Raw genomic sequence first — 20,010 nt, forward strand, 5'->3', positions numbered from 1 at the left:
ATTGCGGAGGGGCGCGAGTGAGACAGAAGCGGAGACCCTGAAGCGGGCAAGACCAGGCAGAGCTTGCCTGCATACGTGGCCGGGGGATCACGGAAGGTCGAGTTCCATCTCGACCAGCGGCAATTCCGGCGGGCACCATGGCCGGGGTGGAACCCGGCCTTCCATCACGCGGCGCGATTTACTTCAGCGCGATGCTGTAGCTGAGGATGACGCGGGCCTCGTCCACATTTCGCTGGTTGCTTACCTTGCTGCGCAGGCTGGCATGGCGCAGGGACACGGCGACGTTCCTGAATACGCCGCTCTGTACCTTGTAGTCCAGCCGCAGGTCGCGTTCCCATTCCTTGTCAGCACCACGCTCGGCTACGTCGATATCGCTACCACTGAGGTAGGCGGCCGACGCTTTCAGGCCCGGCACACCGACCTGGCTGAAGTCGTAGCTGTACTGGGTAACCCAGGTCTTTTCCCCGGCGCGCAGAAACTTGCCGATTTGCGCGTCGGTGATCAGATAGGCCGTCGCGCCGTCGCCGTTGTTGATGAAGGGGAAGTCGCTGTCGCCACTGAGATGCTGATAGCCCAGGCCAATCGCATGCCCTTCAACGCTATAGGTAAACAGGGCGCTGCGCGCCTGGTTGTTCACGCGACCGGAGGTAGCGCCGCCGTCGAAGAATCCGCGGGCACCATAACCGCCAGCGCGATCGTCATTGGCCCCCACCGAATCGCTGTTGAAGTAGCGCAGGTCAGTCTCCAGCGTGCCGATACCCAGCTCAGCGCTGTGCTTGGCCCCGAGAAAATGCTGGCGATAGTAATCCTCAAGTTCGGCGAGGAAGTAAGTCGCGGTCAGGCTGTCATTGATCTTGTATACGGCTCCGCCAAAACGGAACTGATTGACCCGCTCGGACCCACCGCTGATGCGCAGGTGTTCATAGTCGGTCGACGCGCGGCCACTCGCCCGTGCTATCTCACCCAGATGCAGGGTCAGATCGCTGACCTCGCCCGAGGTCAGGTGAGCGCCGCGGAAGGTCTGTGGCAGCAGGCGCCCGTCGTTGCGTGTGAGCACGGGTAGGCTGGGCTGCAATACGCCCACCCTGAGTTCAGTCTTTGATATGCGCGCCTTGGCGGCCACATCGAGGCGACTGAAATCGCTGGCGGCCTGATCGTCATCCAGCGGGAATATGACACCGGGGTTGCGCGAGAGCCCGGTCTTGCCGCTGCGTCCGCCACCGTCGAGCCGTACTCCCAGCTGGCCCAGTAGGTCGACCCCAAAACCGATCGCCCCGGGGGTATAACCCGAACGTGCATCGAGCAGGAAACCCTGGCCCCATTCTTCGGCCTTGGAATAGCCCGGGTCGCCGCTGCGTTGATCCTGATTGATGTAGAAATTGCGCAGGTTGAGCTCGATCTTGCTACCTGTAACGAAACCGTCCTCGGCCATCGACAGACACGGCAAGCCCAGCAGGCCGGCGGCCACGGCACTGGCTATCAGCGTTTTTCTCATGCAGTTAATGCTCCGTTGAAGGGGCGCGGCGACTCAGGATGCGCCAGGAGCGCGCGCCAAGGGGCGTAACATATACGAAGCCGGGAAATTGAAAAAGTGCCGGTTGGTCGTTGGGAGTTCCGGCGTGTCATCGAGGACCGCGACAGGATGGCGAAATGCGTAGAAACGCGTCAGGTGCTGGCGTTGGTGTGCAGGGAGGAAAACAGGGTTGGATCGTTGAAACAGAGGTCCGGCCACGCAGAATCCTGCGTGGCCGAAGCTTGTCAGCGTGCCGCTTCGTATAGCGGCTGAACGCGCGGAATGGCGTTGCGCAAGGTTTCGATCCGGCCTCCGGAGCTGGGGTGAGTGCTGAGGAACTCCGGCGGCGCGCCCTGCGCGGCGGCGCCCATCTTCTGCCACAGCGTTACCGCTGCTTCTGGCTTGTAACCAGCGCGAGCCGCCAGCTCAAGCCCGATCAGATCCGCTTCGCTCTCATTGGAGCGGCTGTTGGGCAGCGTCAGACCGTATTGCACTGCGGCGTCTGCAGCCTGTCGGCTGACTTCACCCAGGCCGAGCAACGCGCCCACCAGCTGGGTGCCGGTCTGGCTGATATAAGCGCGGGAAATTGCTTCACGGCCGTGTTCCCGCAGGGCATGGGCAATCTCATGGCCCATGATCTGGGCAATTTCATCATCGGAGAGATTCAGTTTTTCAACGATACCGGTAAAGAACAATATCTTGCCGCCGGGCATGCAACTGGCGTTGAGTTGCTCGTTTTCGATCAGGTTGACTTCCCAGTCCCAGTCGGGAGCGTCCTGACGAAAATGCGTGACCTGAGGAATCAGGTTGTCGGCGATGCCCCGCAGACGCTTGAGCATGGCAGTGTCGGTATTCAGCACGCCTTCGGATCTGGCTTCGCTGAGCATCTCGTCATAGGCCTTGGCAGCCATCTGGTCCACTTGCTCAGCGGGCAGGGCGCTGACCATGCGTTGTTCACGATTGACGCCAACGGCTCCAGCCTGGGTGGTTTGGACAGTTTCACAGCCGACCAGCCAGAGGAACGGCAGACACAGAAGCAAACGGATACGCATGGGTGAATTCCTTGAAAATGGGGTACTAGATTAGAGCGATGGTTGAAAGCAGGCAACCGCAAGTCTGTCATCAGATCGACAAGATTACCCCGACCCGGCAGGGCTATTCTGATTTGGTTGGCGGTGCGTGAATGCAAACGGCCCGCGCGGGCGTCAAACGGGCGACTCGGCCGTCACCGGATGTCCGCTGGGCGCGCAGCAATGCGGGCCGACGGTGGCGGGGTTGCTCATGGCGGGATTTACCGGATACATCATGTCGACCCGGGATTCGGCGTTGAGCAGCAGTGGCTGCAAAACAGAAGGAGCCGTTGCCGATGCCAGCCAGATAGCCTGCTCGGCTCGGTTGAGCGTCACCGGCATGCGATAACCCAAGCGCTCAGGCAGGCCCTTGGCGGGCACGGTTATCAACGCGCAGCTGTCCCAGTATGTGTTTTCATCCAGACTGTAGCGTTCCCATATGCCGGCAATCGCCAGACCGCCCTCGCGGCGACGCAGATACCAGGGCTGCTTGCGCTTGCCCTGCACGCGCCAGCCGAAATAACCGTCCACCGGAATCAGGCAGCGGCGCTCGACCAATGGTTGGCGGAACATGGGCTTGTCGTGCATTACCTCGGCATTCACGCTGAAAGGGGTGCGGCTCAGGTCCTTGAGCCACCCGGGCGTGAGATTCCATAACACGCGGGCACACTCGAGCTGGTTATCGGTCTTGCGTAGAATCAACAGGCGTTGGCCGGGAGAGATATTCCAGGCGGGCTTCCAGTCCCCGGGTACATCGGCGAGCGGCGGAGTAAACTGTGCGAGACGTCCGGCCATCAGGCGAGCGGCTCGTGTTCTGGCTGTTGTTCGGGATCATCGAATTGCGGCATGACCGGTTCCGCCTGCTGCCAGGAACTGATCAGTTCACGCGCCAGGTCTGCATCCTCCGCCGGCACCCAGAGCCCCAACAGCCCGTGTGCCGGCAATTCACCGATGGCGCCTTGCAGGTACTTGCCGCTCAGATGACAGTGAATACGTCTCTCCATGAGAATCTGCCGGAGCAGCTCGCCCTCGGTCAGGTCGGCCGGTTGGAAGATGCATAACATGCTTAATCCTGCTCCCTGCGCAGGTCGACGTGATAGTCAGTGTCGCCTTCATCCATCCACAACGTGACATGGATTGGCTGACAACAGACCTGACAATCTTCGACGTAGGACTGGGCGCCGCCGGACAGATCCAGCAGCAGACTGATCGTTTCGCCGCAATGCGGACATTGCAACACTGCTTCGTCTACTGCCTGCATGGATGTCCTCCGGAGATGGTCATGATGTGTGACGGTGAGTGTAGTCCGAACGTCGATCAGGCGAAACCGCGCCTGCGCCAATTGTTCCAGCCCCCTGCGGCAAGCATAATGCGCGGCTCAACCCGAACAGAAGAGGATGACATGGGCGAGTTTGATGCCATAAAGCCCTTTGAGGATAAAGATGTCCCTGAAGTGCTGAAGCGCCTGAGCGGGGACAGGGATTTACGCCGGATGCTGGCGCGACACCGCTTTGCGCGGTTGTCGCGGTGGGCGCCCGGGCTGGTCGAGCCGCTGGTGGGTTATGGTTTGCGCCGGGAAGCGCGGGGCATAAACAGTATCGAGGCGCTGCAACACAAGCTCGAACCCTATCTGGATCGGTTGATCGAGCGCAGCACGCTGGATGTGACCTACAGCGGGCTGGACAATCTGCGCAAGGATCAACCGCACCTGTTTCTGGCGAACCACCGCGACATCGTGATGGATCCGGCCTTCGTCAATTATGCGCTGTACCACGCCGGGCACCCGACGCCGCGGATCGCCATCGGCGACAATCTGCTGCAACGGCCGTTTGTCAGTGATCTGATGCGTCTGAACAAGAGCTTTATCGTGCACCGTTCGGTAACCGGCCGCCGTGAAAAGCTGGCTATTTATCAGTCGCTTTCGGCCTATATCAACCATTCAATCCAGACCGGGCATTCGATCTGGATCGCACAGAGTGAAGGGCGTGCCAAGGACGGTAAGGACGAGACTGATTCGGCGATTATCAAGATGCTTTGCATGAGCCGACGCAGCGAACGTTTCGAGGATGTGATCCGCTCGCTGAATATCGTTCCGGTGTCGATAGCCTATGAATGGGATCCCTGTGACCTGATGAAGGCGCGCGAGCTGGAGCAGCGTGAGCGTACCGGTAGCTATCAGAAGCAGCCGGGCGAAGACGACCGCTCTATCGCCATGGGGCTGACCGGTTACAAGGGGCGGGTACATGTGGCATTCGGCGAGCCGTTGAGTGATGACTATACGGATGCTCGCGCGGTAGCCCGTGAGGCGGATCGCAGCATTCTGCTCTCGTACAGGCTTTATCCGAGCAACTACCTGGCGTTCGAGCACCTACCAGACTTGCCGGAGTTGGCGATTGGTGACTGGCGCAAGCAGTTCGATGCGCAGCAGTTGGCAGCGGAGCAGGCGCGTTTCAATCAACGCCTGGCGCAATGCCCCGAAGAACACCGCAGCTGGTGGCTGGCGCAGTATGCCAATCCGGTCATCAGTCAGTTGCGCCAGCAGGCGTTTCTGGACAACCTTTAACGGGCTGCCCGGGTATGCTTTCGCGGCGTCCTGGCCCCTTAGACCTGAGTGCTGGCAAGCATGAGTAGCGTGGCCAGCAACAGACATACGCTGCCGACCGCGGAGAACATCCGGTTGATGCGCCGGGTTGTGGCAGGGATGATCGTCGCTTCCCCTGAAACAGCCGGGCTGGTCGCCAGGCGCGCCGCGGCGCGGGCACTGCGCAGCTGAGTGGCAAGCCACAGCCAGCCCCCGGCGAGACCATAAAACAACGCCAGTCCGTTCAGCACCAGCGCGGGATTGTTCAGATAATAAAACCAGGCAGCCTGCAATACGGGCATGCGGAAACCTCAATCAGGGATCGGCAACCGACGGGTATTCTTGTTGTTATTACCGGGTTACGGCGAGCAAGATGGATTTACGGAAGCGGGTGAACGCTCCGATGAAAAGTCGCGACGGATTCTAGCGAAATAGCCGCATGGAGACGACCGTTCCGGTTGATTTCTGATCAGTGGCTCCGCTTGGTCAGTCACAACTGGTAAGAGGTTCACGCAACATCTGGGCAACGAAAGCGTCTAATCTGTCACTGACTTGATGAGAGTGGAGTACACCATGAAAAAACATCTCTGGATGACCTGGCTGTTGGGCGCTCTGCTGGTTCTCGGTGGTTGTGCCAAAGGGCTGACCGGCGATACCTATTCCCGTGAGCAGGCCCGCACGCCGCAGACAGTTCGTATGGGCACCGTTGAATCGGTGCGTTTTGTGCAGATTGAAGGCACCAAATCCGTGATTGGCCCGGGTGCAGGCGCAGCAGTCGGCGGCATTGCCGGTAGCGGTATTGGCGGTGGTCGCGGCAGCATGATCACCAGCGTGCTGGGCGCAGTAGCGGGCGGCGTCGCGGGGGCTGCAGCCGAGGAGGGGTTCACCCGCAGGCAAGGTATCGAAATTACCGTCCGCGAGGAGGACGGTCACACCCGGTCCTATGTTCAGGCCGTCTCCGATGACGTCTCCTTTGCGCCGGGTGAACGCGTGCGAATCGTGACCGTGAATGGTGAATCGCGCGTGACGAAGTAGAACTCTGGAGGGCCAGGTTCCATCCTGGCCTGCTTGGTAGCCGATGATGCCGCTATCGAGACGGAGCTCGACATTCCATAGCGCCGGGTTTGTTTCAAACGCTGTGTTTGTCGGCGACGCCTGTGGTCGAGCTGATGCTCGACCTTACCGGAGGAGCACGGTCTATGGAGGGCCAGGTTCCATGCTGGCCGGGTTGGTAGCCGATAATGCCGCTGTCGAGACGGAGCTCGACATTCCATAGCGCCGGGTTTATTTCAAACGCTGTGTTTGTCGGCGAAGCCCGTGGTCGAGCTGGTGCTCGACCTTCCCGGAGGAGTACGGTCTATGGAGGGCCAGGTTCCATCCTGGCCGGCTTGGTAGCCGATGATGCCGCTGTCGAGACGGAGCTCGACATTCCATAGCGCCGGGTTTATTTCAAACGCTGTGTTTGTCGGCGAAGCCCGTGGTCGAGCTGGTGCTCGACCTTCCCGGAGGAGTACGGTCTATGGAGGGCCAGGTTCCATCCTGGCCGGCTATGTAGCCGATGATGCCGCTGTCGAGACGGAGCTCGACATTCCATAGCGCCGGGTTTATTTCAAACACTGTGTTTGTCGGCGACGCCCGTGGTCGAGCTGGTGCTCGACCTTCCCAAAGGAGCACGGTCTATGGAGGGCCAGGTTCCATCCTGGCCGGCTTTGTAACCAGCGACGCTGCTGACCATAGCGTCAGTTTCATTTCAGGCACTGTGCTCGCCCGCAACGGTCGAGCTGGTGTTTGTCCTGCCTGGGAGCGTCGAGCACCAGCTCGATGAGCAGAACGCCCCCTCATCCAGGACCGGCGGGCATAACAGGCGCTTCGATTCGCATTGAACTGTATCAAGTTGCTTCCGCCGCCGAGGCTTCCCTTCTTATTTATAGCGCATTAGCCCCCGCCGCGTTCAACGGAAAATGTGGCCGTTGCCCCGCGACTATCCTGTATGAACAATGGTTGCACGGTGACTGCGCAGCATTGCTGCGCGGAACGTTCATGGAGGTTGCGATGACAAGACCCTGCACGATGAAGGTCGGCTGATATGCAGTTCAGCTTGCTTGCTATCGCTCTGAACGGGCTATGCGCGCCCTTGATCTGGCGTCTGCTGCCACGGCAGGCGCTGTGGCTGCTGGCGCTGGTCCCTGCAAGCTGTTTCGCCTGGTTTGTCAGTGTCATTCCCCTGGTCGCAGGCGGCGAGGCACTGACCTCCAGCCTGGCCTGGGTGCCGCTGCTGGATGTCAGCTTTACCCTCAGGCTTGACGGGCTGGCCTTGCTGTTTGCCTTGCTCATCACCGGTATCGGCACGCTTATCGTGCTGTACTCCGGCAGCTATCTGAACGAGCATTCGCACCTTGGTCGCTTCTATGCCTATTTGCTGATCTTCATGCTCGGCATGCTCGGGTTGGTACTGGCCGACGACATGCTTGTCATGTTCGTGTTCTGGGAGCTGACCAGTATTTCCTCATATCTGCTGATCAGTTTCGAGAATGCCAAACCCGAGGCACGCCGCGCTGCGTTACAGGCGTTGCTGATCACTGCGGGCGGTGGCTTGGCCTTGATGGCAGGACTGGTGCTGTTGGGCATCGCAGCCCAGCAGTGGCAGTTTTCCGGCCTGGATGCGGCGGCTGTGCAAAGCAGTACGCTCTTTCCCTGGATCATGGCGCTGGTGCTGATAGGCTGCTTCACCAAGTCTGCACAGGTGCCTTTCCATATCTGGCTACCGAACGCGATGAACGCACCTACGCCGGTGTCGGCTTATCTACATTCGGCGACCATGGTCAAGGCCGGTATCTATCTGTTGGCGCGGCTGAACCCGACGCTGGGTGGCGGCGTTGCCTGGAGCTCGATCCTTATCGGGGTCGGTGCGATGACCGCGCTGGTGGGGGCTGTTCTGGCCATTCGTCAATATGATCTCAAACGTATGCTCGCCTATACCACGGTGACCGTGCTCGGCCAGCTGACCATGCTCATCGGCACCAATACCAGCTACGGTCTGCAGGCCTTCGTCCTCTATCTGGTGGCGCATTCGCTATACAAGGGCGCGCTGTTCATGGCGATCGGCGCGGTTGACCATGCCACCGGTACGCGGGATCTGCGCCGCCTTGGTGGTCTGTTCACCGTGATGCCATTCACCGGCATCGCGGTTGGCCTGGCGGCCTTTTCCAATGCCGGCTTGCCGCCATTCTTCGGTTTCATTGCCAAGGAGTTCAAGTACACCGGACTGATCGAGCTGGGTGCGATTGGCTGGGCCGTCACTATCGCGATGATTCTGACCAATGCGCTGCTGTTTGCGGCGGCGGGGTTGGTATTCATCCGCCCCTTTTTTGGTCAGCGCCGTGGCCGTTTCCACAAGCCTCATGAGGTATCGCCCTACATGTGGGCGGGCGCGCTGTTGCTGGCAATCGGCGGGCTGGGGCTCGGCATCTGGAATCAATGGCCGGAGGCCTGGCTGGTCAATACGGCGGTGCGAGCGATCTCTGCCGGGCCCGTGGATGTGCACCTGTATCTCTGGGGCGGCATTACGCCGGCAGTCATTGCCAGTGTGCTGACCATCAGTCTGGGCGTGCTGTTTTACCTGCAAGCGGGGCGGGTGCGCTGGCTGGCGAACCAGCTCGACAGGATCTGGCGCGTCAGTGGTGACCTGTTATGGGATCGCTTTCTGCTGAGGCTGTTCCAGCTGGCTGGCGCGGTCGCCGGCAATTTTCAGCATGGCTCGCTACGCGCGCATGTTGCGCTGCTGGCCGCCGTGCTGAGCGTCAGCTTGTTGGGTGTGATGTGGCTGATAAGGGCGCCGCTGATGCCCGTTGAATCACTCACTCCGCTCACCTTGCCAGGCATTGTCGGTGCAGTGCTGGCGCTGGGTGGGGCGGCAGGCGCCGCGCTCAAGTCCGGGCGACTGGCATTGGTGGCTTCCCTGGCGGCCAGTGGTCTGGGACTGGCGCTGTTCTATCTATCGGTCAGCGCACCTGACGTGGCGCTGACCCAGCTGATGGTCGAAACCCTGACCGTAGTCTTCCTCGCGGTGGTGTTGCGGCGGATGCCGGGACTGCCCTCAGTTGCCTCGGGATCCGGACGCAACCGACGCTGGCAGGCGATCGCTGCCTGTACCGTTGGGGTGACGGTCACGCTGATGATCATGACTACCGTCAGCCAGCCATTGCCCGGCAATATCGCCGACTGGCTGACTGATAACAGCCTGCCAGGCGGCTATGGCATGAATGTGGTGAACGTGATTCTAGTGGATTTCCGTGCGCTGGATACGCTTGGCGAAATCCTGGTGGTAGCCCTCGCGGCACTAGCGACTTCGACCTTACTCGGCGCGGGACAGTCGGCCGATGTGAGGCCCAAGGGACTTCCCGAATTCGGCTCGGTGCTGCTGCGGCAGGGCATGCGGCCGTTGGCCGGCCTCATGCTGGCGGTATCGCTGGTGGTGCTCTGGCGCGGGCATAACTATCCAGGCGGCGGCTTTATCGGTGGGCTGGTCGCGGCGACTGGTTTTGCCTTGCTGGTACTGACCTTCGGGCGCGGCATTCAGCGCGGACTGGGCCGTGTGCCGCCAACGATGATCATCGCGCTGGGCATGGCCTGTGTCGGGGGTGCCGGCCTGGGCGCGATCTTTCATGGCGAGCCCTATATGACCAGCCATTGGGTCGCACCTATTAATGTGAAACTGGGCACGCCGCTGCTGTTTGATCTGGGCGTGTTCCTGACCGTTTTTGGTTCGGTCACGCACATGCTGCGCAATCTCGTCGGGAGGGCTGGCTGATGGAGTGGCTGACCGCTGTGACAGCAGGCGTAATGGCAGGTTTGGGCATCTGGATGATGCTTGATCAGCATCTGATACGGGTGGTGTTGGGCATTGCCGTATTCAGCAACGCGATCAACCTGGGCGTACTTGCCGCGGGTCGACACGCCGGTGATGCGCCGGCATTCGTTACCCAGGGCGCAAACGCTGCGTTGGTCAATCCCTTGCCCCAGGCGCTGGTGCTGACGGCGATCGTCATCGGTTTCGCGTTGTTCGTATTCGCTTTGTCGATACTCAAGCGAACCTACGAACTGCACGGTAAAAACGAGACTGATGACGTGACAGTGGTGGTCGAGCAGCCCGCACCGGACGGTCAGGAAAACGGCTTCGAAGAGGGCGGTGAGTCAGCGCCCGGCGAACCCGATCCGCCAGCTGGGGAGCGCGAATGAATCTCCTGCTGGTCTTGCCGATCCTGCTACCACTGACCACCCTGATGCTGTGCCTGCTGGCGCGGCGCCGGCTGGCCTGGGTGACTGCAATCAGTCTCGTGGGCAGCACGCTGTTACTCATGACCGGGCTGTGGCTGGTGTGGTTTGCAGCGCAGGGCAACGTGCTCAGCGGTCAGATGGGTAGCTGGCCTGCGCCTTATGGCATCAGTCTGGTTATCGATCGGCTGTCGGCGGCGATGGTTGCGATTACCGGTGTGATCGGTCTGGGTACGCTGGTTTACATGCATCGCCAGCCGATGGCGACCGAGTTTCTGCGCGACGCGCATCTTTTCGTTCATGGCCTGCTGACCGGTATCTGCGGCGCCTTCATTACCGGCGACGTATTCAATTTGTACGTCTGGTTTGAAGTGTTGCTGATGGGGTCCTTCGCGCTTATCTCGCTGGGCGGCGGACAGCGGCGACTGGCCGGGGCGATGACCTATATCGTACTCAACCTGCTGGCGACGCTGCTGTTTCTGCTGGCAGCGGGGCTTGTGTACGGGGCCAGCGGTACGTTGAATATGGGTGAGCTGGCGCTGATATTCCGCAGCGGTGAAGCCACCGCCAGCGCAACCATGGGCGTGACCTTGATGTTGCTGGCATTCTCGATCAAGGGCGCGCTATTCCCCGTGTTTGGCTGGTTGCCCGCGTCCTATCATGTGGCCTGGGTGCCGGTATCGGCGCTGTTTGCCGGCTTGCTGACAAAGGTCGGCGTGTATGCACTGATCCGTCTGGTGACACTACTCTGGCCAGCGCCCGGACTGGCCCATGACATCCTGTTGTGGGTGGCCTGCGCGACCATGCTGGTCGGGGTTCTGGGCGCGGCGGCGCAAACCGAGATCCGGCGCATCCTGTCATTTCATATCGTCAGTCAGGTCGGTTACATGGTGCTGGGGCTCGCTCTGGCGACGCCGCTGGCGCTGGCGGGTGCGGTGTTCTATCTGATCCATCACATCATCGTCAAAGCCAATCTGTTTTTCATTGGCGGTCTTGCCTCGCGGCTCACCGGCTCTGAACGGCTGGCGCGCATGGGTGGGCTTTACTCAGCGAAACCGCTGCTCGCCATACTCTTTGCCATTCCTGCGCTGTCGCTGGCGGGAATTCCACCTTTATCCGGCTTCTGGGCCAAACTCATCCTGATCCGTGCGAGTCTGGAAGCGGGACACGGATGGGCAGCCTTTATCGCGTTGCTGACCGGAGCCATAACCGTGTTGTCCATGAGCAAGATATGGAATGAAGCTTTTCTCAAACCGCATCCCGACGGTGCTCACTGTGTACAGACTAACAACGGACCGCGCAGTCCCTGGGTGGTCGCCGCCGTGCTCGCTCTGATGACCGTAATTCTGGGCTTTGGCGCCGGGCCGGCCATGCAATATGCCTGGGATGCCTCGTTGCAACTGACCGAGGCGAGCGCATACCTTCGGCTTCCGGTGACGGAGGGGGCGCCCTGATGCTTTTGATACATGCAGTGAGCGCGGCATTGCTCGCCTGGGCAACCCTCGGGCTTACACCCACCCGATGGCTGCTGGCTATGCTGCTGATCTATCTCGGCTGCAGGTTGCTGGGGCTGGCTGTGCCCAGGGTGCGGGTGTATGCCATGAGAGTAGAGGCGGGCGCACGTTTCGTTCCCTGGTATGCCTACAGGATCGTCGCGGCCTCGCTCGATGTGGCGGCAGCAGTGCTTGACTGGCGCAGCACCGTCACGCCTGCGGTGGTTCGCGTCTCGCTGCAGACCGATGACAAGCGCCTGATCACCCTGATTAGCTGCCTGCTGACACTGACCCCCGGGACTCTCGCACTGGATTACCTCGACAAGGTGCTATATGTGCATGTGCTGGATTCACGCAGCGCCGATTCCGTTCAGCATGCGGTTGACGAAATCGAACAGCGGCTGGCTGGCTGGATACACCCTCCGGGAGAATTCTCATGACTGTCGATCTGTTTGCCGCCGGGTGGGTATTGCCGCTTGCCGGCGCGATGCTGATTCTCAGCGCGATGATACTGGTGTTGCGGCTCTTGCTTGGACCCAGCCGGCCCGACCGGGCGGTTGCTGTCGACGCCATGACCATGGTGGGCGTTGCGGGCGTCGCAGTGCTGGCGCTCTATCGGGGCCAGGTCGCGCTGTTGGACGTGGCGATCGTGCTGGCCATTGTGAGCTTCCTCAGCAGCGTAGCCTTTGCCCTGCTGTTTCATGGTGACGACGGCCCGTCCAACCGCGAGATTCAGGACAGCCGGAGTGATGGTCAATGAGTGTGTTTCTTTCGATAGCAGCCTCGGTGTTGATACTGCTCGGTGCGCTGCTGAGCCTGGTTGGTGCGCTGGGCGTGTGGCGATTACCGGATGCCTATGCCCGTATGCACTCGGCGAGCAAGGCCGGCGCGCTCGGCGCGATTCTGGTATTGCTTGGGGTGCTGTGCGCAACATCTGGCATGGCATGGCTGGAATCGCTGCTGGCTATTTGCGTACTCTTGATCACCGCTCCCCTTGCTGCGCATGCCATTGCCCGTGCCGGGCATATGGCTGATATCCGTCCGCAGACGGGCCTGCTCGGCGATGCGCTTGAGGAAGACCGCCAGCGACGGGGCACTCAGGAACGATGACCTCACCGTTTCGCTTCTCGGCATCCGTGCGAGATTTAACGATGTGTTGCCGGGCTTGTCCGAATGCCGAGTCAAACCATGACAGCCAAACGCTGTCTGTGGATAATGATGCGCCTTCCGGCCGCCGAGCCGGGAAGACGAATTCGCCATACGAAGAAGCCTGAAAGGCCATAAACGGAGTGTGTCCCGCATGACCCTGGCGCTTATTGTATTGCTACCTTTTCTGGGCTGTTTTCTGCCCCTGTTGACTGGCGAGCGCGGACGTTCGCTTTGCGCTACGGCAACGATGCTCGCGCCGATCATCGGCCTGGTCCTGTTGTGGCGTCACGTACCCGAGGTATTTGCGGGCGAGACGGTTGTGCAGAGCTGGCCGTGGCTGACCCGTGTCGGGCTGAATCTCAGCTTCCGGCTCGACGGGTTGGGCTTCATGTTCGCCTTGCTGATCATGGGCATCGGCCTGCTGGTGATTCTGTACGCACGCTATTACCTGTCAAAGAACGACCCGATGGGGCGTTTTTTCGCCTATCTGCTGCTGTTCATGGGCTCGATGCTCGGCGTGGTGCTGTCGGAAAACCTGCTGTTGATGATGTTTTTCTGGGAGCTGACCAGCCTGTCGTCTTTCCTGCTCATCGGTTACTGGTCGCATTCCAGTGATGCCCGAAAGGGCGCTCGAATGGCGTTGGCGGTGACCGGAGGTGGCGGACTGGCTCTGCTCGGCGGCGTGTTGTTGCTGGGACAGATAGTCGGCAGCTATGAGCTGAGTGACGTGCTGGTTGCCGGCGATATCATTCGTGCCCATGCGCTGTATCCTGTGGTGTTGGTTCTGGTGCTGCTGGGCGTGTTTACCAAGTCTGCACAGTTTCCGTTCCATTTCTGGTTGCCGCATGCGATGGCGGCGCCGACCCCGGTATCGGCTTATCTGCACTCGGCAACCATGGTCAAGGCGGGTGTGTTCCTGCTGGCTCGGTTATATCCGGCGCTCTCCGATACCGACCTGTGGTTCTTCATGGTCAGCGTTACGGGCATGATTACGTTGCTTGTCGGCGCCTGTACCGCGTTGTTTCAACACGACCTCAAGGGATTGCTGGCCTATTCGACCATCAGTCACCTTGGCTTGATCACGCTGCTGTTTGGCCTCGATACGCGGCTGGCGGCGGTGGCGGCGGTGTTCCATATCATCAACCACGCGACCTTCAAGGCCTCACTGTTCATGGCCGCGGGCATCATCGACCACGAGACCGGTACTCGCGATATGCGGCGGATCAATGGTCTGTGGCGCTATATGCCGCATACCGCGACATTGGCCATGGTCGCGGCGGCGGCGATGGCGGGCGTGCCGCTGCTGAACGGCTTCCTGAGCAAGGAAATGTTCTTCACCGAAACCCTGCAGCAACACCAGTTCGGCAACTTCAGCTGGATTATTCCGCTGGTCGCGACACTGTACGGTGTATTCTCGGTGGCCTATTCGCTGCGCTTCATCCACGACGTGTTCTTCAACGGCAAGCCGGTGAATCTGCCGAAGTACCCGCCGCATGAGCCGCCGCGTTACATGAAGGTGCCCGTGGAGATACTCGTGGCGCTTTGTCTGCTGGTCGGGCTTTTGCCTGCCTTCACTGTTTCCAGTCTGCTGGCTGTGGCGGCCAGCGCAACGCTGGGGGGAGACCTGCCGGAGTACAGCCTGTCCGTATGGCACGGCTTCAACCTCCCGCTGATCATGAGCATCGTGGCGATGGTGGTCGGCATCATTCTCTATTTCACGCGCCGGCAATTGTTCGGCTGGTACGAACGACTGCCGGACCTGGACGCCAAGCTGGTGTTCGAAAATGCGATCCAGAAACTGGTAGGGCGTGCCGGGCAGTTCACGCTGCTGCTGGAGAACGCATCGCTGCAGCGTTACATGACCTGGATGCTCTTCGCTGCGCTGGTGGTCACTGGCTTCTGGCTGGTGCGTCTGCCGGTCTGGCAGGGCGAGGTGGCGATGTCGCCGGTTGATGGCATCACGCTTGTCGGCGCGCTGATTCTGATGGTGGCGGCTGGGGCTACGGCGATAATGCACCGGCGCAGGCTGGTCGCGCTGATCATGCTGAGCGTGGTCGGGTTGATGGTGGCGCTGGGCTTTGCACGCTTCTCCGCGCCGGACCTGGCATTGACCCAGCTCTCGGTTGAAGTCGTGACGATCATCCTGTTCATGCTGGCGTTGTTCTTCCTGCCACGTTATACGCCGCGCACCTCTTCCAGGACGCGTAGTTTCCGCGACCTGATTCTGGCTGGCCTGGCGGGGCTTCTGGTCGGCGGCTTGACCTTCGCCGTGCTGACCCGCCCCTACGACACCATTGCCAGTTTCTTCCTGGAGAACAGCTACAGCGGTGGCGGTGGCACTAATGTGGTCAACGTGATTCTGGTCGACTTCCGGGGGTTCGATACCATGGGCGAGGTCACGGTGCTGGCAATCGCCGCGGTGGCCATCTATGCGCTGGTCGACGGGTTGCGCCTGCGCATTCCCGATACCGACATGTTCGGTCGCGGTTGGGCGCGGGCCACGCGGCCGCTCATGCTGGTCAACCTGACCCGCGTGATTCTGCCACTCGCGCTGCTGGTGTCGGTGTACATCTTCTTCCGCGGCCACAACCTGCCTGGCGGCGGCTTCATCGCTGGCCTGATTACCGCGGTAGCGCTGATCCTGCAATACGTCGGTAGCGGTGAACAGTGGACTACGCAGCGCTGGGGTGTGAATTACCACCATCTGGCGGGTATCGGTGTGCTTATTGCCGGTCTTACTGGTCTGGGCAGCTTTGCCTTTGGCTATCCATTCCTGACCAGCGCCTTCGGTTATTTCCACTTTCCGTTAGTCGGAGAGGTCGAGCTGGCAACAGCAATGCTCTTCGATCTCGGCGTGTACCTCACCGTTGTGGGCGCTACGCTGCTGATCCTCGCCAACATCGGCAAATTGTCCGGAAGCCGTACTATAAGGGAGACGCTTTAATGGAATTGCTGTACGCCCTGACGCTGGGCATTCTCACCATGTCCGGCGTGTATCTTTTATTGCGCGCACGTACTTTTCAGGTTGTCGTTGGCCTTACCCTGCTCAGCTATGCGGTGAACCTGTTCCTGCTGGCTATGGGGCGCTTGCACACCGGTATGCCCGCAGTACTGGGCAAGGCTGATGAGTACGCTGACCCTTTGCCGCAGGCACTGGTGTTGACTGCCATCGTCATCGGCTTTGCCATGACCGCCTTCGCTCTGGTGCTGGCATTGCGGGCGCAAGGCGAGCTCGACAGTGACCACGTAGACGGCAAGGGAGACAATTGATGAATCAATTGCCGATCCTGCCGGTCCTCCTGCCCATGTTCATGGGCGCTTTGTTGTTGCTTATCTCGCGAAGCAGCATGCCGCTGAAACGCGGCCTGTCGCTGATTGCCGTGCTGTTGCAGATTCCGCTGGCTATTGCGCTGGTAGGGCAGGCCAGTGAAGGGATTCAAGTCTATGCCGCCGGCAACTGGGTGCCGCCATTCGGCATCGTGCTGGTAGTCGATCGTCTGGCTGCCTTCCTGCTGTTGGTCACCGCTGTGCTGGCGTCGTGTTCGGTTCTGTATGCGATGCGCGGCGACGATAACCTGGGACGCAATTTCCATGCGCTGTTCCAGTTTCAGCTGATGGGTATCAATGGCGCCTTCCTGACCGGCGATCTATTCAACCTGTTCGTGTTCTTCGAGATCCTGCTGATCGCCTCCTATGCCTTGCTGTTGCACGGTGCAGGCTCTTCCCGCGTGCGCGCCGGCTTGCACTACGTGCTGCTCAACCTGTTCGGATCAGCGCTGTTTCTGTTGGCGGTCGGTACGCTTTATGGTCTGACTGGCACGCTGAACATGGCGGACATGGCCCTGCGCATCGCCCAGTTACCCGAAGCGGACACACCCTTGATTGGTGCAGCAGGCATGCTGTTGCTCATCGTATTCGGCCTGAAAGCGGCGATGTTCCCCCTGTACTTCTGGCTGCCACGCGCCTATTCCGCCGCCTCAGCGCCGGTCGCGGCGCTGTTCGCCATAATGACCAAGGTCGGTATCTATTCGATCATCCGGGTCTATTCGCTGATGTTCGGCGAAGGCGAGGGGCCGCTTGCCTGGTTGGTGAATGACTGGCTCTGGCCGGTCGGGCTGGCCACCATTGTGCTGGCAACAATTGGCGCACTCGCTGCGAGCACCCTGAACGGCCTGGTCGCGTATCTGGTTGTGTTGTCGGTGGGTATCCTGATGGCCGGCATCTCCCTGGCCACAGCTGAAGCACTCACCGCCAGTCTTTTCTATCTGGCGCACTCCACCTGGATCAGCGGCGGCTTGTTCCTGCTTGCCGGCCTGCTGGCGCGCACCCGCGGACCCAGGCATGGTGCGCGACTCGTGCCCGGCCCGCCGTTACCCAAGCTCATGCTGTTCGGCGGCGTGTTTTTCCTGTCTGCTATCTCGATTGTCGGTCTGCCGCCGCTCTCGGGGTTCATCGGCAAGCTGATGCTGTTGCGCTCGGCCGGCACGGGTTTTGAAGCCGCCTGGCTGTATGCGGTGGTGCTCGGCAGCGGCCTGGTGGTTCTGGTCGCGATGAGCCGGGCGGGCAGCACCTTGTTCTGGCGCAAGGATGCGACCGCGGTACCAGGTGAGCCAATGGACGCCCTGCGCATGACCGCCGTGATTCTGCTGCTGCTCTGCAGTCCAATGATGGTGGTTTTCGGTGAACCGATAATGGATTATCTGGACGTCGCGTCGGCGGAGATATTCAACCCCTCCGGGTATATTGAGCAAGTTATGTCTACCCAGGCAGTCAACCCGGGAGGTCAGCCATGATGACGCCGAGAGCTTTGCTGCCGCACCCCTGGCTGAGTCTGTTCCTGCTTATTGTCTGGCAGTTGATCATGAACGATCTGGGTGCCGGCACGCTGATCATGGGCGCGGTGACGGCCTGGTTGATCCCGTTGCTGACCAACCCGTTCTGGCCCAATCCGCCGACGCTGCACAAACCTGTGGTGCTGCTTCGATTCACCATGAGGGTATTGCTGGATATCGTCACCGCAAACGTTGAAGTAGCCAAACTGATCCTCGGGCCCAACCGGACGCTGCGACCGGCTTTCGTAGAATATCCGCTTGAGCTGACCAACGATTTCGCCATCAGTGTGCTGGCCAGCACGGTGTCCTTGACGCCCGGCACGGTCTCTTCGGATATTAGTGATGACCGCAAGACCTTGCTGATCCACGGTCTGGATGTGGCCGATGCCCAGGAGCTGATCGACACTATCAAACAGCGCTACGAAAACCCGCTGAAGGAGGTATTCGAATGCTCCACAACGTGATTCTTGTGTGCCTGGGCATCATGTCGCTGGCGACGATACTGAATATGATCAGGTTGATTATCGGACCTGATATGCCGGACCGGGTGCTGGCCCTGGATACGCTGTATATCAACGCCATCGCGCTCATCATCCTGTTCGGCCTGTATCTGGATTCGGACCTGTTCTTCGAAGCGGCACTATTGATTGCGGTGATGGGCTTCGTCGGAACGGTAGCCATTTCCCGGTATCTGCTGCGTGGCGACATCATTGAATAAGGAGCGCTCATGAACGACACCACCTGGATCGAGTGGCTGGTCGCCGCGCTGATTCTCATCGGCAGTGTATTCGCGTTGATCGGCTCGATTGGCTTGTTGAAGCTGCCGGACTTCTTCATGCGACTGCATGGGCCGACCAAGGCAACCACGCTCGGCGTCGGCGCGTTGGTGATTGGCTCGCTGATCTATTTCAGCACCAAGGGAGACGGCCTGAGCATGCACGAGCTGCTCATTACCATTTTCCTGTTCATCACGGCCCCGACCAGCGCCAATATGATGGCCCAGGCAGCCATGCACTTGCAGCTGAAGCGGGTAGAACGAACAAAAGGCGAGCCCTGGGAGCAATAGCGACGCTGGCAACAAGTTGCGCAGTCGTCTGTGGATAAGTCTGTGCGCAACCTGTTGGCGAGCCGGTTCATGGTGAGGAGGGCAGTGTGCGCAGCTTTTTGCGCACCCTGAGCAGGAAACTGCCCACTCGTTTGTGACTCGCTTCGCGGCTGAATCGAACAGGAATCTAGGATTCCGGGTAAGCTACTGATTTAGCAGGGTATTTTTGTCATGGCACAGCTCTTGATATGTCTATGGTTCCCGGATCAACCAAGATCCACGAACCCAGGCAAGGAGAGCTTTCATGCCAACACCAGCATATCTGACTATCGAAGGCACCAAACAGGGCCTTATCACCGCCGGCACCTTCACCGAAGACTCTGTGGGCAACATTTTTCAGGAGGGCCATGAGGACCAGATTCTCGTTCAGGCTTTTGATCATCAGGTCATCATTCCGCGCGATCCGCAATCCGGTCAGCCCACTGGTCAACGCGTCCATAAACCGCTGATGATCACCAAGGTGTTCGACAAATCCTCGCCGTTGCTTTTCAACTCACTGACCTCCGGTGAGCGTCTGAATACATGTCGTCTGGAGTGGTACCGCACCTCAGCCACCGGCACCCAGGAGCATTACTTCACCATCGAACTGCAGGACGCCATCATCGTTGACGTTCAGTCGCGCATGCCGAACTGCCAGGATCCGAGCCTGTCGCATTTCACGCACCTGGAAGACGTCTATTTCACCTACCGCAAGATCATCTGGACGCATGAAGTGTCCGGCACCTCCGGTTCTGACGACTGGCGCACGCCGATCTCCGCATAAGTTTGCGAGAATCATCCATCGACTGGCCCTGCGCCAGTGGATGGATTTTCGGCAGTCGACACCCCAGTTGGAAGGGCAGTGTTGCACATTGATGAGGACATCGGATGTTCGCCCCGGCCAACAAGCCCCATTTCAAACTGGCCATTCAAGGCCTTTCGCACGACTTCAAGGTCCTTGAGTTCACCGGCTACGAAGCCCTGTGCCGACCCTATCGTTTCGAACTGGATCTG

The 20,010-nt window shown here is 60.1% G+C and carries 21 protein-coding genes; 15 read left to right on the forward strand and 6 right to left on the reverse strand.

The window, feature by feature from the left end:
* Window positions 1-178: 178 nt before the first annotated feature.
* The 5 genes from FZE95_RS04970 to FZE95_RS04990 all read right to left on the reverse strand — a co-directional run bounded on the left by FZE95_RS04970 (window position 179) and on the right by FZE95_RS04990 (window position 3,844).
* Window positions 179-1,495, reverse strand: coding sequence for an OprD family porin (locus FZE95_RS04970; RefSeq protein WP_150299714.1), 1,317 nt, complete (start codon window positions 1,493-1,495; stop codon window positions 179-181).
* 263 nt (window positions 1,496-1,758) lie between these two features.
* The gene (locus FZE95_RS04975) at window positions 1,759-2,565 is read right to left on the reverse strand and encodes a M48 family metallopeptidase (protein ID WP_150299715.1); all 807 of its coding nucleotides are present in this window, start codon (window positions 2,563-2,565) and stop codon (window positions 1,759-1,761) included.
* A 153-nt stretch (window positions 2,566-2,718) separates the two neighbouring features.
* Window positions 2,719-3,378 carry an SOS response-associated peptidase gene (locus FZE95_RS04980; protein ID WP_150299716.1) on the reverse strand — a complete coding sequence of 220 codons (660 nt, stop codon included), beginning with the start codon at window positions 3,376-3,378 and terminating at the stop codon, window positions 2,719-2,721.
* Window positions 3,378-3,647, reverse strand: a complete 270-nt coding sequence (locus tag FZE95_RS04985; RefSeq protein WP_150299717.1) for a putative signal transducing protein — start codon at window positions 3,645-3,647, stop codon at window positions 3,378-3,380. Before FZE95_RS04985 ends, FZE95_RS04980 begins: the two co-directional genes overlap by 1 nt.
* Window positions 3,648-3,649: 2 nt before the next feature.
* Window positions 3,650-3,844 (reverse strand): CPXCG motif-containing cysteine-rich protein, encoded by a 195-nt coding sequence (locus tag FZE95_RS04990; protein ID WP_150299718.1) that lies wholly within the window; start codon window positions 3,842-3,844, stop codon window positions 3,650-3,652.
* Between the two features lie 141 nt (window positions 3,845-3,985).
* Here FZE95_RS04990 and FZE95_RS04995 point away from each other — a divergent pair, with 141 nt between their 5' ends.
* Window positions 3,986-5,146 carry a 1-acyl-sn-glycerol-3-phosphate acyltransferase gene (locus tag FZE95_RS04995; protein ID WP_150299719.1) on the forward strand — a complete coding sequence of 387 codons (1,161 nt, stop codon included), beginning with the start codon at window positions 3,986-3,988 and terminating at the stop codon, window positions 5,144-5,146.
* Window positions 5,147-5,184: 38 nt separating this feature from the next.
* On the opposite strand, the gene FZE95_RS05000 is transcribed toward FZE95_RS04995, so the two are convergent.
* The gene (locus FZE95_RS05000) at window positions 5,185-5,466 is read right to left on the reverse strand and encodes a hypothetical protein (RefSeq protein WP_150299720.1); all 282 of its coding nucleotides are present in this window, start codon (window positions 5,464-5,466) and stop codon (window positions 5,185-5,187) included.
* Between the two features lie 271 nt (window positions 5,467-5,737).
* Between FZE95_RS05000 and FZE95_RS05005 the strand changes: the two genes are divergently transcribed.
* The 14 genes from FZE95_RS05005 (at window position 5,738) to FZE95_RS05070 (ending at window position 19,780) form a co-directional block, all read left to right on the forward strand.
* Complete coding sequence (locus tag FZE95_RS05005) at window positions 5,738-6,199, forward strand: outer membrane lipoprotein (RefSeq protein ID WP_150299721.1); 462 nt, start codon at window positions 5,738-5,740, stop codon at window positions 6,197-6,199.
* A 1,051-nt stretch (window positions 6,200-7,250) separates the two neighbouring features.
* The gene (gene mbhE / locus FZE95_RS05010) at window positions 7,251-9,974 is read left to right on the forward strand and encodes a hydrogen gas-evolving membrane-bound hydrogenase subunit E (protein WP_150299722.1); all 2,724 of its coding nucleotides are present in this window, start codon (window positions 7,251-7,253) and stop codon (window positions 9,972-9,974) included.
* Complete coding sequence (locus tag FZE95_RS05015) at window positions 9,974-10,402, forward strand: sodium:proton antiporter (RefSeq protein ID WP_150299723.1); 429 nt, start codon at window positions 9,974-9,976, stop codon at window positions 10,400-10,402. Before mbhE ends, FZE95_RS05015 begins: the two co-directional genes overlap by 1 nt.
* Entirely contained in the window at window positions 10,399-11,892 is a 1,494-nt protein-coding gene (locus tag FZE95_RS05020; protein WP_150299724.1) for a proton-conducting transporter transmembrane domain-containing protein, read from the forward strand. Before FZE95_RS05015 ends, FZE95_RS05020 begins: the two co-directional genes overlap by 4 nt.
* A complete protein-coding gene (locus tag FZE95_RS05025; RefSeq protein WP_150299725.1) occupies window positions 11,892-12,371 on the forward strand; it encodes a Na+/H+ antiporter subunit E in 480 nt (159 codons plus the stop codon). The genes FZE95_RS05020 and FZE95_RS05025 overlap by 1 nt, the downstream gene beginning before the upstream one ends.
* Window positions 12,368-12,691 (forward strand): monovalent cation/H+ antiporter complex subunit F, encoded by a 324-nt coding sequence (locus FZE95_RS05030; RefSeq protein WP_150299726.1) that lies wholly within the window; start codon window positions 12,368-12,370, stop codon window positions 12,689-12,691. The genes FZE95_RS05025 and FZE95_RS05030 overlap by 4 nt, the downstream gene beginning before the upstream one ends.
* Entirely contained in the window at window positions 12,688-13,041 is a 354-nt protein-coding gene (gene mnhG, locus FZE95_RS05035; RefSeq protein WP_150299727.1) for a monovalent cation/H(+) antiporter subunit G, read from the forward strand. The genes FZE95_RS05030 and mnhG overlap by 4 nt, the downstream gene beginning before the upstream one ends.
* Before the next feature lie 190 nt (window positions 13,042-13,231).
* Complete coding sequence (locus tag FZE95_RS05040) at window positions 13,232-16,024, forward strand: monovalent cation/H+ antiporter subunit A (protein ID WP_150299728.1); 2,793 nt, start codon at window positions 13,232-13,234, stop codon at window positions 16,022-16,024.
* Window positions 16,024-16,350 (forward strand): Na+/H+ antiporter subunit C, encoded by a 327-nt coding sequence (locus tag FZE95_RS05045; protein WP_150299729.1) that lies wholly within the window; start codon window positions 16,024-16,026, stop codon window positions 16,348-16,350. Before FZE95_RS05040 ends, FZE95_RS05045 begins: the two co-directional genes overlap by 1 nt.
* Window positions 16,350-17,873 carry a monovalent cation/H+ antiporter subunit D gene (locus FZE95_RS05050; RefSeq protein ID WP_150299730.1) on the forward strand — a complete coding sequence of 508 codons (1,524 nt, stop codon included), beginning with the start codon at window positions 16,350-16,352 and terminating at the stop codon, window positions 17,871-17,873. The genes FZE95_RS05045 and FZE95_RS05050 overlap by 1 nt, the downstream gene beginning before the upstream one ends.
* On the forward strand, window positions 17,873-18,376 hold the full coding sequence (locus FZE95_RS05055) for a Na+/H+ antiporter subunit E (protein WP_150299765.1): 504 nt from the start codon (window positions 17,873-17,875) through the stop codon (window positions 18,374-18,376). The genes FZE95_RS05050 and FZE95_RS05055 overlap by 1 nt, the downstream gene beginning before the upstream one ends.
* On the forward strand, window positions 18,361-18,630 hold the full coding sequence (locus tag FZE95_RS05060; protein ID WP_150299731.1) for a K+/H+ antiporter subunit F: 270 nt from the start codon (window positions 18,361-18,363) through the stop codon (window positions 18,628-18,630). Before FZE95_RS05055 ends, FZE95_RS05060 begins: the two co-directional genes overlap by 16 nt.
* A 9-nt stretch (window positions 18,631-18,639) precedes the next feature.
* A complete protein-coding gene (locus FZE95_RS05065; protein ID WP_150299732.1) occupies window positions 18,640-18,978 on the forward strand; it encodes a Na+/H+ antiporter subunit G in 339 nt (112 codons plus the stop codon).
* Window positions 18,979-19,261: 283 nt separating this feature from the next.
* The gene (locus tag FZE95_RS05070; RefSeq protein WP_150299733.1) at window positions 19,262-19,780 is read left to right on the forward strand and encodes an Hcp family type VI secretion system effector; all 519 of its coding nucleotides are present in this window, start codon (window positions 19,262-19,264) and stop codon (window positions 19,778-19,780) included.
* Window positions 19,781-20,010 lie beyond the last annotated feature (230 nt).

Source organism: Pseudomonas profundi (genome assembly GCF_008638305.1).
GTDB classification, from domain to species: Bacteria; Pseudomonadota; Gammaproteobacteria; order Pseudomonadales; family Pseudomonadaceae; genus Halopseudomonas; species Halopseudomonas profundi.